Origin of the sequence: Mycobacterium farcinogenes (assembly GCF_019739075.1) — a bacterium.
Taxonomy (GTDB): Bacteria; Actinomycetota; Actinomycetes; order Mycobacteriales; family Mycobacteriaceae; genus Mycobacterium; species Mycobacterium senegalense.
On record NZ_CP081673.1, the window covers coordinates 629,040 to 644,758 of the forward strand.

General features: G+C 67.6%; 14 protein-coding genes. 9 read left to right on the forward strand and 5 right to left on the reverse strand.

The genetic code is table 11. From position 1 onward, the window contains the following. Positions 1–14: 14 nt before the first annotated feature. The gene (locus K6L26_RS02815) at positions 15–704 is read right to left on the reverse strand and encodes a hemerythrin domain-containing protein (protein ID WP_036392638.1); all 690 of its coding nucleotides are present in this window, start codon (positions 702–704) and stop codon (positions 15–17) included. 124 nt (positions 705–828) lie between these two features. On the opposite strand from K6L26_RS02815, the gene K6L26_RS02820 reads away from it, so the two are divergent. Beyond that, positions 829–1,644, forward strand: a complete 816-nt coding sequence (locus tag K6L26_RS02820; protein WP_064894017.1) for a DUF5718 family protein — start codon at positions 829–831, stop codon at positions 1,642–1,644. Here the strand turns inward: K6L26_RS02820 and K6L26_RS02825 are convergent. Beyond that, a complete protein-coding gene (locus tag K6L26_RS02825; protein ID WP_019348502.1) occupies positions 1,641–1,976 on the reverse strand; it encodes a hypothetical protein in 336 nt (111 codons plus the stop codon). The genes K6L26_RS02820 and K6L26_RS02825 overlap by 4 nt on opposite strands. Further along, positions 1,973–3,529, reverse strand: a complete 1,557-nt coding sequence (locus K6L26_RS02830; RefSeq protein ID WP_221852587.1) for a Rieske 2Fe-2S domain-containing protein — start codon at positions 3,527–3,529, stop codon at positions 1,973–1,975. The genes K6L26_RS02825 and K6L26_RS02830 overlap by 4 nt, the downstream gene beginning before the upstream one ends. A gap of 90 nt (positions 3,530–3,619) precedes the next feature. Here K6L26_RS02830 and K6L26_RS02835 point away from each other — a divergent pair, with 90 nt between their 5' ends. From K6L26_RS02835 to K6L26_RS02845, 3 genes are read left to right on the forward strand one after another with little or no spacing between them, the layout of a single operon-like run. Beyond that, on the forward strand, positions 3,620–4,411 hold the full coding sequence (locus K6L26_RS02835; RefSeq protein ID WP_019347629.1) for a lysophospholipid acyltransferase family protein: 792 nt from the start codon (positions 3,620–3,622) through the stop codon (positions 4,409–4,411). A gap of 7 nt (positions 4,412–4,418) precedes the next feature. Further along, entirely contained in the window at positions 4,419–5,180 is a 762-nt protein-coding gene (locus K6L26_RS02840; RefSeq protein ID WP_064900189.1) for a lysophospholipid acyltransferase family protein, read from the forward strand. Next, on the forward strand, positions 5,177–6,001 hold the full coding sequence (locus K6L26_RS02845; RefSeq protein ID WP_064900184.1) for a Cof-type HAD-IIB family hydrolase: 825 nt from the start codon (positions 5,177–5,179) through the stop codon (positions 5,999–6,001). Before K6L26_RS02840 ends, K6L26_RS02845 begins: the two co-directional genes overlap by 4 nt. A gap of 4 nt (positions 6,002–6,005) precedes the next feature. On the opposite strand, the gene K6L26_RS02850 is transcribed toward K6L26_RS02845, so the two are convergent. Further along, positions 6,006–7,622, reverse strand: a complete 1,617-nt coding sequence (locus K6L26_RS02850) for an N-acetylmuramoyl-L-alanine amidase (RefSeq protein ID WP_064900178.1) — start codon at positions 7,620–7,622, stop codon at positions 6,006–6,008. Between the two features lie 137 nt (positions 7,623–7,759). Continuing rightward, positions 7,760–8,737: an exported repetitive protein Erp gene (locus tag K6L26_RS02855; protein ID WP_036391009.1), complete on the reverse strand. Its 978-nt coding sequence runs from the start codon at positions 8,735–8,737 to the stop codon at positions 7,760–7,762. A 236-nt stretch (positions 8,738–8,973) separates the two neighbouring features. Here K6L26_RS02855 and glf point away from each other — a divergent pair, with 236 nt between their 5' ends. Genes glf through zomB form a run of 5 tightly spaced genes read left to right on the forward strand, consistent with a single transcriptional unit; the run spans position 8,974 to position 15,606 of the window. Continuing rightward, entirely contained in the window at positions 8,974–10,212 is a 1,239-nt protein-coding gene (gene glf / locus K6L26_RS02860; RefSeq protein ID WP_064900177.1) for a UDP-galactopyranose mutase, read from the forward strand. Next, on the forward strand, positions 10,209–12,146 hold the full coding sequence (locus tag K6L26_RS02865) for a glycosyltransferase (RefSeq protein WP_047040266.1): 1,938 nt from the start codon (positions 10,209–10,211) through the stop codon (positions 12,144–12,146). Before glf ends, K6L26_RS02865 begins: the two co-directional genes overlap by 4 nt. A gap of 1 nt (position 12,147) precedes the next feature. Next, positions 12,148–12,681 carry a phosphatase PAP2 family protein gene (locus tag K6L26_RS02870; RefSeq protein ID WP_019343848.1) on the forward strand — a complete coding sequence of 178 codons (534 nt, stop codon included), beginning with the start codon at positions 12,148–12,150 and terminating at the stop codon, positions 12,679–12,681. Next, positions 12,678–13,619, forward strand: coding sequence for a decaprenyl-phosphate phosphoribosyltransferase (locus K6L26_RS02875; protein WP_019343849.1), 942 nt, complete (start codon positions 12,678–12,680; stop codon positions 13,617–13,619). The genes K6L26_RS02870 and K6L26_RS02875 overlap by 4 nt, the downstream gene beginning before the upstream one ends. Beyond that, entirely contained in the window at positions 13,597–15,606 is a 2,010-nt protein-coding gene (zomB, locus tag K6L26_RS02880; protein ID WP_372514874.1) for a terminal beta-(1->2)-arabinofuranosyltransferase, read from the forward strand. Before K6L26_RS02875 ends, zomB begins: the two co-directional genes overlap by 23 nt. The last annotated feature ends 113 nt before the right edge of the window (positions 15,607–15,719 follow it).

Below are 15,719 nucleotides of genomic sequence, written 5' to 3' on the forward strand. Positions count from 1 at the left end.
CCGGCGGTGCCGGATTATCGGCTCACGCCGAACACCGCCCGTTCCCGCCGCCGGTGTACCAGCCGCAGCACCGAGAGCAGCACGCGCAGCCCGATCCCGGTGTGCTGAGCCAGTGTCGATCGCTCCTCGTCGGTCATCGCCGCCAGGGAGCGGGGGCCGTCGAACGACATCCGGCTGCCGTCGCGGGCGGCACGCTCCACCGACTCCCAGTCCGCCACCGACACGTGTTCGGTGATCAGCGGAAACACCTCGAGTTCCTCATCGTTGATGTGCTCGGTCAGCAATGCCGAGAGTTCGGCCAGCTCGAGAGCCATCACGCCGGCGATCCGGCGGTCGCCCATCGACAGCCGGAACGCCGCGGCCCTGGCCCGCAGCTGATCCAACCTCGGATCGAGGGCAGCATGGTCGTCGGTCAACTCGCTCAGGTCGACGTGTGTGCCCACGCTGGCCTGGATCACCGGCCACAACACGGTGTCCTCGGTGGTGTGGTGATGGTGGATGGAATCGCACAGCCACTCCACGTACCGGGAGATCGCCCGGGCGCGGCCGGGTGTGCAGATCACGTCACGGTCGCGTACGGCCACGGCCAGGTCGGCCAGGCGAAGCAGATCGGCCAGCATCGCGCGGTGCGCCAGGGTGATACCCAGCAGGTCGGGCGCGGGATCGCCGGTTTGACGGGGTTCGGCGGTGACGGTGGTTGGCACGACGGTGCTCCTCAGGTTGTGCCGATCCCGGTTGGCGGATCGGATGTCTCGGAGCACAGCCTGATGGCGCCGACTTAAGTGCGACTTGTATCCGGCTTGTGGCGGCCACAGTAGGGTTGCAGCCATGATCGACATCGACCTCGGCGAGGCACGTAACTGGTTCGGCTTCGGTGTGGCCGGCAACTTCGCCGGCCACCTCGAACAGGCCGGTGAAGCCGGGGATTTCGTCAAGGTGGTCACCGAAGGGTATGCGCCCAAGGGCATCTTCCCGTGGTATGCGCCCGGCCGCGACGACTTCCTGGGTGAGTTCCCTCTGTCCACCGATTCCATCTTGTTGCCCGAGCCCGGCGAAGTCGAGGGGCCGCTGAACCTGCAGATCGAGCCCGAGGTCGGGGTGGCCTGCCACGTGGTGTGGAACGGCGACACCGTGGCCCGACTGGAGCCGTTCGCTCTGGGCGCCTTCAACGACTGCTCGATCCGACGGCCGGGCGCGCCGAAGATCAGCCACAAGAAGAACTGGGGTCCGGCCTCCAAAGGTGTTGCGCCGCAATTCTTCGAGATCAGCGATCTGACCCCGGACGGCCCGACGGCGACGATGCGGCTGGTCTGCTACCTGAGCCAGAACGACGGCGAGCAGCACGCCTACGGGGTTGATTCACCGCTGGTGGGTTACTCGTACTACGGCGAGGTGCTGCTGGACTGGATCGTCGAGCGGCTGGCCAACCAGAAGGGCTCGGCCGATACGCCTTTGGAGGATGTCGGCGCCTTGATGGTGGCCAGCGGGCATCCCGAGAACGTGCTGATCGGCATCGGCGCCACCCGCTACACGCCGCTGGGTGAGTCCACCTTCCTCAAGCCCGGGGACGAGGCCATCGTCCGGGTCTACGACAGTGCCTCCAGTGCGGCTTCCGAACTGCGGCAGGTGGTCTCTGCGCGTTAGCCGCCGAGCAGTTCGTCGAGCAGCGCGACGAACTCGGTGGGGCGCTGCGGCGTGAAGGCGGGGTCGGGCCGAGTCCCACTGACCTTCAAGGTGATCAGGGTCGACTTGATCGGCCGCCACACGTCCAGTGGCAGCCAGCGGCGCAGGTCTGAACTGCCCCAGATGCGAAACCGGTTGAGTACCAGCCCGAGTGACTCGGCCCGGTACGAGCGGATGTCCCGCAACGGGATCACCTTCGAGGTTCCCGACGGGAAGTGGTAGCGCCGCAACGTGATCGCCTCGCGATCCAGCTGGATCAGGCCGTCGTCGTAGTACTGGCGCGGCGCACTCATAACTTGCTGCACCGCAACTCGTGGCCCTTGGTGGTGAGGCATTTGCCGTTCTCCAGGTTCCACTGCCAGCCGTGCAGATTGCAGGTGAGCGTGTTGCCTTCCACTACACCGAATTTGGACAGGTCGGCTTTGAGGTGTGGGCAGCGGCGCTGGATTTCCCAGCCGTCGAGTGTGATCGATGAGGAGTCGTCGTGGGCTTCGGCGAACCAGCCGTCGGCGTAGGCGATGCGTTCGTCGGTGAGGCATTTGAAGAAGGTGTACAGGTACTCGTTGTAGCCGCCCACGCGCCAGGCGGTGAACCGGGTGGACAGGAAGATGGTGTTGACCCAGTCGGGTTCGCCATCGCGCAGTACGGTGCGCACCAGTTCGGGTGGGATCGCGAAGCCGTAGCGGAACTTCTCGTCGGCGATGGGTTCGCGGACCAGGCGTTTGGGGAAGTCCAGGACCACGGTCTCGGTGTGGTCGGGGCCGGACAGGCGCAGTTCGACCGGGTAGCCGATGCCGTCGCAGATCTGGTCGGTCTGGGTCATGATCGGCTCGAACAGTGCCCGTAGTCCGGGCAGCAGGGGTTCTCCGGCGGCCGGCGCCCACGAGGCTTTCTCGGCGGCCAGTACCGGGGCCATCCGCTGGGCGTAGTCCTGGATGTAGGCGGCTTTGCCGGTGGTGAAGATGGTCTCGGGGTCGGTGACCGGGTGGGTCAGCGAATTCAGGTGTGAGCCGGTGAAATCGGCGGTGCTGCCGGGGATCATCAGCAGGCCGCCGTCGTGGCCGTGGCGGCGCATCTGGTCGAGGAAGACGACCTGGTCGGGGAAGATGTTGGCCGGGTCGCCGTGGTCGTCGTTGAGGTCGCGCAGTTCGGGGTCGAGGAAGCAGGGCGGGCCGGCCGAGGGGATCACCCAGGTGGCGCCGACTTGGGCGATGTACTGGCGGCACCGGTCCATCTGGCGCTGGCGTTTCTGGATGCCGAAGGCCTCTTTGGCCCGGGCCGGCATGTCGTAGACCATCGGGTACCAGATGGCCCCGGAGTACTGCAGCATGTGTACGTCGATCTGGCCGAAGTCGGCGTGCAACATCTCCAGGTCGACCGGGCGGGCGTCGTTCATGTTGAACGCGACGGTCTGGCCGTCGTCGACCACCAGGCCTGAGTCGCCGATCGGGCCGTCGGCGGGGGCGCGCAGCGCGATGATCATCACGTCGAGGTCGCCCTTGGGGCCGCGCACGGTGTGTTTGACCGAGTCGGTGGTCTCGAAGAATCGGTGAAAGCCCAGTGCCTGCAGTTCGCGTTGCAGGTCGGGTACCGGGAAGTCGGGCAGCAACACCATCGCGTCCTTGTTGACGTGGCGGCGCAGGTTTTCCGGGTCGAAGTGGTCCTTGTGCAGGTGTGAGATGTAGAGGTAGTCGACGTCACCGAGGGTGTCCCAGTCCAGTGCGCTGTTGTCGGGGAACGGGAACCAGGAGGCGAAGTAGGCGGGGTTGACCCAGGGGTCGCACAAAATGCTTCCCGCCTTGGTCTCGATCAGGAAGCCGGCATGCCCGACGCTGGTGACCTGCACAAACGGCCTTTCGATGGAGTACTTCGATGCCCGCCCAGCCTAGCCCGAGTTGGGTGACGCGCCGATACGGGCTGGGATTAGGCTGGCTACGTGGAACCGGTCTACGGCACTGTCATACAACTAGCTCGGCTGGCCTGGCGGCTGCAGGGGCTGAAGTTCACCGTGACCGGGGTGGAGAACCTCCCGGTCACCGGCGGGGCGGTGGTGGCCATCAACCACACCAGCTACTTCGACTTCACCTTCGCCGGCTTGCCTGCCTACCTGCAGAAGCGGGGCCGCAAGGTGCGGTTCATGGCAAAGAAGGAAGTCTTCGACAACAAGGTCACCGGGCCGATCATGCGCAGCCTGCGCCACATCGAGGTGGACCGGGACAGTGGTGCGGCCTCGTTCGAGGCGGCGGTCGACTACCTCAAGGCCGGTGAACTGGTCGGGGTGTACCCGGAAGCCACCATCAGCCGCAGCTTCGAGATCAAGGATTTCAAGTCCGGCGCGGCCCGGATGGCGATCGAGGCCGGGGTGCCGATCGTGCCGCACATCGTGTGGGGCGCGCAGCGCATCTGGACCAAGGGTCATCCGAAGAAGCTGTACCGGCCCAAGGTGCCGATCTCGATCGCGGTGGGCGAGCCGATCCAGCCGACCCTGCCCGCGGGCGAGCTCACCGCGCTGCTGCATTCCCGCATGCAGCATCTGCTGACCGAGGTTCAGGATGCCTACGGCCCGTATCCGCCCGGCGAGTTCTGGGTGCCGCACCGCCTGGGTGGTTCGGCGCCGACGCTGGCCGAGGCCAACCGGATGGATGCCGAGGAGGCGGCCGCCAAGGCGGCCAAGCGAGCTGAGGCCGGCCCCGCTGGGCCTTCCGAACCCACCGGGGCCTCGGGGTAACACGCGTATGGAACCGGTTTTCCGAAGTTTGGAGATCGCCGCCAGGCTGGCGGTCCGGGCCACCGGAACCCGGATCACCTTCGGTGGGTTGCACAACCTGCCCGCTACGGGCGGTGCCGTCGTGGCCATCAACCACACGAGCTACGTGGATTTCCTGCCGGCCGGGCTGGCGGCCACCGAGCGTGGCCGACGGATGCGGTTCATGATCAAGGCGGAGATGGACGAGGTGAAGGTGGTCCACCACTTGATCAAGCACACCGGCACGATCCCGGTGGACCGCACGGCCGGCGCGGGGGCCTACGCCGCGGCGGTGGAGGCGTTGCGCCGGGGTGAGCTGGTCGGGGTGTATCCGGAGGCGACGATCAGCCGGAGCTTCGAACTCAAGGACTTCAAGACCGGTGCGGCCCGGATGGCGTTGGAAGCCGACGTCCCGATCATCCCGCTGATCGTCTGGGGTGTGCACCGCATCTGGACCAAGGACCATCCGAAAGCATTGGGGCGGAAGAAGATTCCTGTCACTGTTCAGGTCGGCGCACCGATTGCGCCCACGGGTACCGTTGCCCGGCTCGATGAGGCATTGCGGGCCGGTATGTCCTCGCTGCTGACCCAGATCCAGCGGGACTACCCCGCGCCGGCCGGTGCGCACTGGGTGCCGCGCCGGCTGGGTGGGACGGCGCCGACGCCGGCCGAGGCCAAGCGGCTCGACGAGGCGGAGTTGGCCGAACGCGCGCGCAAGCGTGCCGAGCGTGAAGCGAAGAGCAGCAGGTGAGCGTCGAGAGGGCGCCGGGGTTGATCGCCACCGACGTGGACGGAACGCTGCTCGACGAGGACGAGAAGGTCACGCCGCGGACCAGGGCCGCGGTGCAGGCCGCGGTCGAGGCGGGGGCGAGGTTCGTGCTGGCCACCGGTCGCCCGCCGCGGTGGATCGCCCCTGTGGTCGACGGGCTCGGGCTGGCGCCGATGGCGGTGTGCGCCAACGGCGCGGTGATCTACGACCCGTCGACCGACCGGATCGTCTCGGCCCACACGTTGTCGGCTGACGTGCTCGGCGAGCTCGCCGAGATCGCCACGCGGGTGATTCCCGGCGCGGGGCTGGCGGTGGAGCGGGTGGGCTCGTCCGCGCATGATGCTGCGACCCCGCAGTTCGTCAGCTCGCCGGGTTACGAGCATGCCTGGCTCAACCCGGACAACACCGAGGTGTCGGTCGAGGATCTGCTCAGCGCCCCGGCGGTCAAGCTGCTGATCCGCAAGGCCGGTGCGCGCAGCGCGGACATGGCCGCTGAACTCCTCAAACATGTTGGGCTGCAGGGCGATATCACGTACTCGACCAACAACGGCCTGATCGAGGTGGTGCCGCTGGGCATCAGCAAGGCCACCGGCATCGAAGAGCTGGCCGCTCCGCTGGGGCTCACCGCCGCCGACATCGTGACCTTCGGCGACATGCCCAACGACATACCGATGCTGCGCTGGGCCCAGCGCGGGGTGGCGATGGGCAATGCCCATCCCGACGCGGTCGATGCGGCCGACGAGGTGACGGTGACCAACAGTGAGGACGGGGTGGCCCGGGTGCTGGAACGTTGGTGGTCCTGAGCGCTCAGGTGATCGGGGTGAAGCGCTCCAGCTGTACCGGCTGCTGATCGGGTGACGGCGGGGGCAGTTCCACCGGCACGCCGTCGACGACGCGGGTGACGGTGCCTTTCTCGCGGTCGAAGTTCAGCGTGCCGTGCTGGAAGTTCTGCACGATCCATTGGGGCTCGGGGATTTCGGCGCTGGTCGGCAGGCCGAGGACTCCGCGTTCGAAGCCGAGCGTTCCCCACGCCTCGTAGATGGCGCCGGTGACCGGTTCGGCACCGCTTTCCGGTGACCAGTACACGGCGCCGCGCTCGAAGGTCGCGTAGCGGGCGGTCCCTTCCCCTGCGGTCTCGGGCGAGGTCGGGTTGCCCAGCATGCCGTTGGGGCCGCCTTCGGCCTGCCATCGGTTGTAGATCGCGCCGCCGCGCATCTGGTCGGCCAGGTCCGCGGGTCCGGGCGGTTGGTTGAACCGGGCGGCGATGTCGCGGATGTGATCCATCTGGGCGTAGGCGGCGTTGCCGGGGCAGTCGGTGATGCCGACGTCGCGGTGGGTGAAGATGGTCGGCAGGGTGGGGGTGGCTCCGCGGGGGAAGTGGGTGAACGACCCGCCCGCGGAGGTGAGTTGGACGGTGCCGTGCGGATCGACGTGGCTGAGCCCGAGCCGCCAGCCCAGGAGGCGGCCGGTGTTGCGCACCTGGATCTCGGTGGGCGGCACGACGTCGAAGTCGCCCATCATCGCCACGCCCCAGGTGTCGATGTTGAAGCCGCCGGTGTGGGAGCCCTCGACGGGCTTGTCCATCCCGCCGGCGCGCCCCTCGAACACCTGCCCGTACTTGTCCACCATGGCGTTGTAAGCGATGTCGCACCAGCCCAGCTCACGGGTGTGGTACTCGTAGATCGATCGGACGATGCCCGCCGAGTCCTCGGGCGCGTAGTCGTTGCTGCCCGCCGTGTGATGCACGATGCCGGCTCGAATGCCCTTGTCGTACACCGTGTTTCCGCACCGCATCGACTCGTCGGCGCCCCACTGGGCGCGGCTGATGATGACCGGCGGTTGGCCGGGGTTGATGGCGGCGGTCGGCAGCGGCCCGACATCGACGGGCGCCTGCGGCGGGCTGATCAGCACCGCGGTGACGTTCTGGCCGATCGGTGCCTCGACGTTGGCGGGGACATAGCCGAGGGCGGGCTTCGCAGCGCCGGGTTTCCCGGCTTTGCCGGGCGCTGGGGCGGGGGCCTGTGGTGCACGGGTGACGGCGATCTGCACGGTGTTGGTGCGCCCGACGAACACCGGTTCGGTGCCGCGCGGCCCCGGGGTGTCGGCGCCGACGCCGTCGAGGTTCTCGGCCTGATACCAGGGACCCCAGCTGCCGTCGTCTTTGCGGGCGCGGACCCGGGCGGACGTGCCGCGAAGGTCCGGCGAGGTGAGCGCGACCATCGAAAACGGGGTGTCCTGGTGGATCTCGCGGATGCTCTCGCCGACGGCGAGGTTGTCGAGAGGTTGCTGTGTCAGCTTCGGCGCAGCGTCTGCCGCAGTGGGGTGTTCGCCGGCATCGGTTCCGCTGATCGCCCACGGCACGATCACGACCGTCGCCGCGAGGGCGGTGAAGAGAATTGACGGCGCGGAACGGCGGGACTGCACGGACTGATGTTACGTATGGGTCTGGTGTTACGAATGTTTCGACACGGCCCGCGGCGCGCTTTCGTGCCGCGGATTCCACGCAACGGCACCGCAGAGCCGATGGCTTCTGCGGTGCCGTTCTTCTAACCGGGTCTTCGTTACGCGGGCGGCGGCACAGGTGCCGGGGCGGGAGCGGCCGGCGCGGGCACCGGCGGCTTCATCGCCGAGGTGATCGCCGGCATCACCATGCCCTTGAGCAGGTCGATCGCCTGGCCTGCGCCGAGCTGGTTGGCCGCGCTCGACAGGTCACCGAACAGGCCGCCACCACCGCTGCTGGTGGCGGGCATCGCCGACAGCGACGGATCGGCGCCCAGCAGCGGGTAGGTGCCCGCGGCCGGATCCAGCCCGATCGGAGCCGAGATCGGCACCTCGCCCGGGGCGGGCAGGCCACCCGACAGTGACGGGTCGAGGCCCACCGGAGAGGTGGTCAAGCCGGTGCCGCCCAGCGAGGTGGGCGACGTCGTCAGCCCGCCGGTGGTCGGCGGGGTGAGTGCCGGATTAGTCAGCGCGCCCGCCGGGTCGGTCAGCCCGCCGGTGGTCGGCGGGGTCAGCGCCGGGTTGGTCAACGAACCCGCACCGGCCGGGGTGAGTGCCGGGTCGGTGAGCGATCCGGTCGCCCCCGGCAAGGCGCCGGCCGGCGAGCCGGCGGTGGGGGACAGGCCGTTGGGGCTGGTCAGTGCGGCGTCGGGGGACGCCAGTCCCGGCGCGGTCAAGCCCTGGCTCGGCATGCCCGGTGCGGTGAGCCCCGGCGCGGTCAGACCCGGGGAGGTCAGGCCCGGCGAGGCCAGGCCGGGCGAGGTCAGGGTCGGGGAGCCCAGCGTCGGGGTCGGCGACGAGCCGGTCAGCAGGCTGGTCGGCATCGGCGGCAGGTTGATGCCGAACTGGGACAGGCCCTGCGACAGCGCGGACATCAGTTCACCGGGGAGGTCGGTGACCAGTGCGGCCTGGGTGAATTCGCGCTCCTGCGGTGCGGGGGAAAGCTGCGACATGGCAACAAGGGCGACTGGACTTGCGACTGCCACTGCGGCGACTGCGCTCATGGCTGTCGAGAGCTTGCGTCGACGACGGTTCGGCACGGAAGTCTCCTCAATATGTTTACTGCAAGGACTGCACTTCGGACTACGGGTGGTGCTTTCCTCTTGCTTCGTCGGCAATCCGGGTCGATGCGTGAAGCCCATGAGTACCAACGAGATCGATGTTAAAGCTGTGACTCATGGGTCTGAAGTGACGATATTGAATCGTGAGCGAATTGCGACCTGGGCCCTTTGTCGAATTCGGGGCAGCGGGGCGCGGTCGGATACCCTGGCTGCCGATGACGTCCTTATCTCCCCGGGTCGCTACAGACCAGTCCAGCGGACATTTCGACTTATTCGTCGTCGGTTCCGGTTTCTTCGGTCTGACGATCGCTGAGCGCGTGGCGACGCAACTGGGCAAGCGTGTCCTTGTTATAGAACGCCGTCCGCATATCGGCGGCAATGCCTACTCCGAAGCCGAACCGCAGACCGGCATCGAGGTGCACAAGTACGGTGCCCACTTGTTCCACACCTCCAACCAGCGGGTGTGGGACTACGTGCGGCAGTTCACCGACTTCACCGGGTACCAGCACCGGGTCTTCGCGATGCACAACGGCCAGGCCTACCAGTTCCCGATGGGCCTCGGTCTCGTCTCGCAGTTCTTCGGCCGGTACTTCACCCCGGACGAGGCGCGCGCCCTGATCAAGGAGCAGGCCAGCGAGATCGCCGGGCATGAGGCGGCCAACTTCGAGGAGAAGGCCATCTCGCTGATCGGGCGCCCGCTGTATGAGGCGTTCGTCAAGGCCTACACCGCCAAGCAGTGGCAGACCGACCCGCGCGAGCTTCCGGCGGCCAACATCACCCGGCTGCCGGTGCGCTACACGTTCGACAACCGCTACTTCAACGACAAGTACGAGGGCCTGCCGGTCGACGGGTACACCGCCTGGCTGGAGAACATGGCCGCCGACGACCGCATCGAGGTGCGGCTCGACACCGACTGGTTCGACGTCCGGGAAGAACTCAGGGCGGAGTCGCCGCAGGCCCCGGTGGTCTACACCGGCCCGCTGGACCGCTACTTCGACTACTCCGAAGGCCGGCTGGGCTGGCGCACACTCGATTTCGAACTCGAGGTGCTCGACACCGGAGATTTCCAGGGCACCCCGGTGATGAACTACAACGACGCCGACGTGGACTACACGCGGATCCACGAGTTCCGCCACTTCCACCCGGAGCGCGAATACCCGGCCGACAAGACCGTCATCATGCGGGAATACTCGCGGTTCGCCAAAGAAGACGACGAGCCGTACTACCCCATCAACACCGAATCCGACCGCGCCCTGCTGGCTTCCTACCGGGCCCGCGCCAAGGCCGAGACCGCCTCGGCCAAGGTGCTTTTCGGTGGCCGGCTGGGCACCTACCAGTACCTCGACATGCACATGGCCATCGCCAGCGCACTGAACATGTACGACAACATCCTGGCCCCGCACCTGTCCGACGGTGCGCCGCTGGCTACCGAAGAGGAAAGCAGCAAAGCATGAGTGACATCCCATCCGGCGCGCTCGACGCCGGAGAATCGCGGGCCGTCAGTCTGCTGGCCCGCGTCATCCTGCCGCGACCGGGCGAGCCGCTCGACGTCCGCAAGCTCTACCTCGTCGAAGACCCGACCAATGCGCGCCGGGCACATGCCCCGACCCGTACGACCCTGGAGATCGGCACCGAGTCCGGGATCTCGTTCGCGACCTACTTCAACGCGTTCCCGGCCAGCTACTGGCGCCGGTGGTCGACGCTGAAGACGGTGGTTCTTCGCGTCGAGCTGACCGGCACGGCCCGCGTCGACGTCTACCGCTCCAAGGCCACGGGCGCCCGGATCACCGTCGGCGGCGCCCCGGTTTCCAGCGGTGACGCCTCCGAACCAGCGGCAGTCGAATTCGAGATCGACCTGGCGCCGTTCGAGGACGGCGGCTGGATCTGGTTCGACATCACCTCCGACACCGCGGTGCGGGTACACAGCGCCGGCTGGTACGCCCCGACGCCCGCACCCGGCCGGGCCAACGTCGCCGTCGGCATCCCGACCTTCAACCGGCCATCGGACTGCGTCAACGCCTTGGCCGCACTGACCTCGGACCCGTTGGTGGACGAGGTGATCAGCGCGGTCATCGTGTCCGACCAGGGCACCAGCAAGGCCAAGGATCATCCTGGTTTCGAGGCCGCCGCCGCGGGACTGGGCGACCGCCTCTCCATCCACAACCAGCCCAATCTCGGCGGTTCCGGCGGCTACAGCCGGGTGATGTACGAGGCGCTGAAGAACACCGACTGTGAGCAGATCCTGTTCATGGACGACGACATCCGCATCGAGCCCGATTCGATCCTGCGGGCCCTGGCCATGAACCGGTTCGCGAAGGAACCCACTCTGGTCGGCGGGCAGATGCTCAACCTGCAGGAGCCGTCACACCTGCACATCATGGGCGAGATGGTCGACCGCACCAACTTCATGTGGTCGGCCGCCCCCAACGCCGAGTACGACCACGACTTCGCCAAGCACGCCCTCGACGACACCGATTCGAACCGCAGCAAGCTGCTGCACCGCCGGGTCGACGTGGACTTCAACGGCTGGTGGATGTGCATGATCCCGCGGCAGGTCGCCGAGGAGCTCGGTCAGCCGTTGCCGCTGTTCATCAAGTGGGACGACGTCGAATACGGCCTGCGCGCCGCCGAGCACGGCTACCGCACGGTCACCCTGCCCGGCGCGGCGATCTGGCACATGGCCTGGAGCGACAAGGACGACGCGATCGACTGGCAGGCCTACTTCCACCTGCGCAACCGGTTGGTGGTGTCGGCCCTGCACTGGGACGGCGATGCGCGCGGACTGCTGGCCAGCCACCTCAAGGCCACGTTCAAACACCTTCTGTGCCTTGAATATTCGACAGTCGCCATCCAGAACCGGGCCATGGAGGATTTCCTGGCCGGGCCGGAACACATCTTCTCCATCCTGGAATCGGCGCTGCCCGATGTCCGCAAGATGCGCCAGCAGTTCCCTGACGCCGTGGTGCTGCCCGGCGCCACCGAGCTGCCGCCGCCCTCGGATCTCAAGCGCAAGAAGATCGGCATCCCGGTGTCAAAGCCGGCCATCCTGGTGAACCTGGCCCGCGGCGTGGTCCACCAGCTGCGCCAACACGATCCCGAAACCCATGTCAGGCCGCAGATCAACGTGGCGACCCAGGACGCGCGCTGGTTCTCGCTGTGCCGGGTCGACGGGGTCACCGTCACCACCGCCGACGGCCGTGGTGTGGTGTACCGGCAGCGCGACCGCGCCAAGATGTTCGCGTTGTTGCGCGCCTCGCTGCGCCAGCAGTTACGTGTGGTCCGTCAGTTCGACCGGATGCGCAAGGTCTATCGTGAGGCGCTGCCGGTGCTGACCAGCACCCAGAAGTGGGAGACGGTGTTGCTGACAGAGTCGGCGGAGAAAAACTGACATGACCGATGCCCCGCGCGGCGAGGACGCCGTGTTGGTTGCCGTGCAGTCCGCCCTGGCCGACCGGCCGGGCGTGCTGACCGGTGCGCGTGCGCTGTCGCATTTCGGTGAGCACAGCCTGGGGTGGCTGGGGCTCGCCGCTGTCGGTGCGCTGGCCCAGCCGGCCAGGCGCAGGTCATGGCTGGCGGTGGGCGTCGGCGCCTTCGCCGCCCATGCCGCCGCGGTTCTGATCAAACGGGTGGTGCGCCGGGAGCGGCCGCATCACCCCGACATCGCGGTCAACGTCGGGACCCCGAGCCGGTTGAGTTTCCCGTCGGCACATGCCACCTCGACCGCGGCGGCCGCACTGTTGCTGGCCCGCACGACGGGTCTGCCGGTCCGGGCCGCGCTGGTGGTGCCGATGGCGCTGTCGCGACTGGTGTTGGGTGTGCACTATCCCACCGACGTACTGACCGGCGTGGCCGTCGGGACGGTCGTGGGGTCTGTGGTCGGAAAAACTGCCGGTGTGGGGCCGAAGGAGACCGTGGCCAAATGACTGAGGAAGCGCAGCCGGAGGGTGCTCCGCCGAAGAACCTGGCCTCCGGGCTGATCAAGGCGCTGCGGCCACGGCAGTGGATCAAGAACCTGCTGGTGCTGGCCGCGCCGTTGGCGGCGGTCGGCAGCGGAATCGAGTACAACTACGCCGATCTCGCCGTCAAGGTCGGGGTGGCTTTCGTGGTGTTCAGCCTGGCCGCGTCGTCGATCTACCTGATCAACGACGCCCGCGACGTCGAGGCGGACCGGGCGCATCCCACGAAGCGGTTCCGCCCCATCGCCGCGGGGGTCGTGCCGGCATCGCTGGCCTACGTGGTGGCCATCGTTCTCGCGGTGACCTCGCTGGTCATCTCCTGGCTGCTCACCCCGAACCTGGCCGCGGTGATCGCGGTGTACATCGCCATTCAGCTCGCGTACTGCTTCGGCCTCAAACATCAAGCCGTGCTCGACATCTGCATCGTGTCCTCGGCCTACCTGATCCGGGCCGTCGCCGGTGGTGCCGCCACCGGTATCCCGCTGTCGCAGTGGTTCCTGCTGGTGATGGCCTTCGGCTCGCTGTTCATGGCAGCAGGCAAGCGTTATGCCGAGCTGCAATTGGCCGAGCGCACCGGTGCCAAGATCCGCAAGTCGCTGGAGAGCTACACCAGCAGCTATCTCCGGTTCGTCTGGACGATGTCGGCCACCGCGGTGGTCCTCTGTTACGGCCTGTGGGCCTTCGGCCGCGACAGCGTCAACGACGCGCTCGGGCTCGACGGCCAGGACGCATCGTGGTACGCGATCACGATGGTGCCGTGGACGGTCGCGATCCTGCGCTACGCGGTCGACATCGATGGTGGCATTGCCGGTGAGCCGGAGGAGATCGCTCTGAAAGACCGAGTTCTGCAGATCCTGTTCCTGGCGTGGATCGGAACCATCGGTGCAGCCATCTACTTCAGCTGACCGAATCACGCTGCGCCGCCTGGCCGGTGGCGTGGGTGACCGGTTGGCGGCGCGCTGGCCGGTGTTCCCGTACGACGCCACGGTGCGGATCAGCCTCTGGCTGAGCGTGGTGGTGACGGCCGCGCTCTTCGGCTGGGGCGCCTGGCAGCGCCGCTGGATCGCCGACGACGGCCTGATCGTGCTGCGCACGGTGCGAAACCTGTTGGCGGGCAACGGCCCGGTCTTCAATGCCGGTGAGCGGATCGAGGCCAACACCTCCACGGTGTGGACCTATCTGGTGACGTTGGGCGCGTGGCTCGGCGGCCCGGTCCGGATGGAGTACGTGGCCCTGGCCTTCGCGCTGACCCTGAGCGTGCTCGGCGTCGTGCTGGCGATGCTCGGCACCGGCCGGTTGTATGCCCCGAGCCTGCAGGGCCGTCGCGCTCTGTTGCTGCCCGCGGGGGCGCTGGTCTACATCGCGGTCCCGCCGGCGCGTGACTTCGCCACCTCGGGGCTCGAAAACGGTTTGGTGCTGGCCTATCTGGGCCTGCTGTGGTGGATGATGGTGTGCTGGTCGCAGGCGTTGCGGCGACCGAACCCGGTGTCCAGCAAGTACTTCGACGCGACGCTGGCCGCCGTTGCCGGGCTGAGTGTGCTGATCCGCCCCGAGTTGGCGTTGATCGGCGGCGGCGCCCTGGTGATGATGCTGATCGCGGCGCGCGGGTGGCGCCGCCGGGTGCTGATCGTGGTGGCCGGCGGCCTGCTGCCGGTGGCCTACCAGATCTTCCGGATGGGCTACTACGGACTTTTGGTGCCGGGCACCGCGGTGGCCAAGGACGCCTCGGGTTCCAAGTGGGCCCAGGGGCTGACCTACCTGACCAACTTCAACCAGCCGTACCTGTTGTGGGTGCCGGTGATGCTGCTGGCCGCGCTCGGGGTGGTCCTGCTGACCACCAGGACGCGGCCGTGGTGGGTGCGTCATCAGGTGCCCCGCGGCTACGGCTGGCTGGCCCGGACCGTCCAAAGTCCCGCCGCCGTAGTGCTTTTCATGTTCGTCAGCGGGCTGCTGCAGGCCATCTACTGGGTGCGCCAGGGCGGTGATTTCATGCACGGCCGGGTGCTGCTGACACCGCTGTTCTGCCTGCTGATACCCGTCGCGGTGATTCCCGTGGTGCTGCCCGACGGCACCAAGTTCACCAGGGAGACGGGTTACCTGCTGGCCGCCGCGACCAGCGTGCTGTGGGCCGCGGTGGTGGGATGGTCGATCTGGGCCGCGAATTCACCCGGTCTGGGCGCCGACGCGACTCGGGTCACCTACTCCGGCATCGTCGACGAGCGCCGGTTCTACTCGCAGGCCACCGGTCATGCGCACCCGTTGACCGCCGCCGACTACCTGGATTACCCGCGCATGCGGGCGGTGCTGACCGCGATCGACAACACTCCTGACGGGGCACTGCTGTTGCCGTCGGGCAACTACGACGTGTGGGACGTCGTCCCGGCGTTCCCGCCGCCGCCCGATCTCACGCCGGCGGAGCGCCGGGCGCTGAGAACCCCGCACACCGTGTTCTTCACCAACATGGGCATGCTGGGCATGAACGTCGGCCTCGACGTGCGGGTCATCGACCAGATCGGCTTGACGAATCCGCTTGCCATGCATACCCAGCGGTTGACCGACGGCCGAATCGGCCACGACAAGAACCTGTTTCCGGATTGGGCGGTGGCCGAGGGGCCGTTCCTCAAGACCCGGCCCTACATCCCGGCCTACCTCGACGAGGATTGGATCGCCCAGGCCCAGGCCGCCCTGGCCTGCCCGGCCACCGAGTCGATGCTCACCTCGGTGCGCGGCGAGATGAGCCCGCGCCGGTTCCTGTCGAACCTGGCGCACGCGTACGACTTCACGAAGTACCGGATCGACCGGGTCCCGCTCTATGACCTCCAGCGCTGCGGCCTGCCGGTTCCCGAGCCGAAGAAGCCGCCGTACACCGGGATGCCGGCCACCGGACCCTGACCGTTCGCCAACTCGTCGCATCCGAATCTGTGTGTTTGGTAACGCTGGGCGAGGTTGCGTCGATAGGCAGACGAGCCTGTGTACAGATCTTGATTGGACGGTACAGAGAAACC

Excerpts from the sequence above, each read along its gene's own strand:
- K6L26_RS02820 (WP_064894017.1), top strand. The coding sequence starts at position 829 with ATGATCGACATCGACCTCGGCGAGGCACGTAACTGGTTCGGCTTCGGT.
- K6L26_RS02825 (WP_019348502.1), bottom strand. The coding sequence starts at position 1,976 with ATGAGTGCGCCGCGCCAGTACTACGACGACGGCCTGATCCAGCTGGAT.
- K6L26_RS02840 (WP_064900189.1), top strand. The coding sequence starts at position 4,419 with ATGGAACCGGTTTTCCGAAGTTTGGAGATCGCCGCCAGGCTGGCGGTC.
- glf (WP_064900177.1), top strand. The coding sequence starts at position 8,974 with ATGACGTCCTTATCTCCCCGGGTCGCTACAGACCAGTCCAGCGGACAT.
- K6L26_RS02865 (WP_047040266.1), top strand. The coding sequence starts at position 10,209 with ATGAGTGACATCCCATCCGGCGCGCTCGACGCCGGAGAATCGCGGGCC.
- K6L26_RS02870 (WP_019343848.1), top strand. The coding sequence starts at position 12,148 with ATGACCGATGCCCCGCGCGGCGAGGACGCCGTGTTGGTTGCCGTGCAG.
- K6L26_RS02875 (WP_019343849.1), top strand. The coding sequence starts at position 12,678 with ATGACTGAGGAAGCGCAGCCGGAGGGTGCTCCGCCGAAGAACCTGGCC.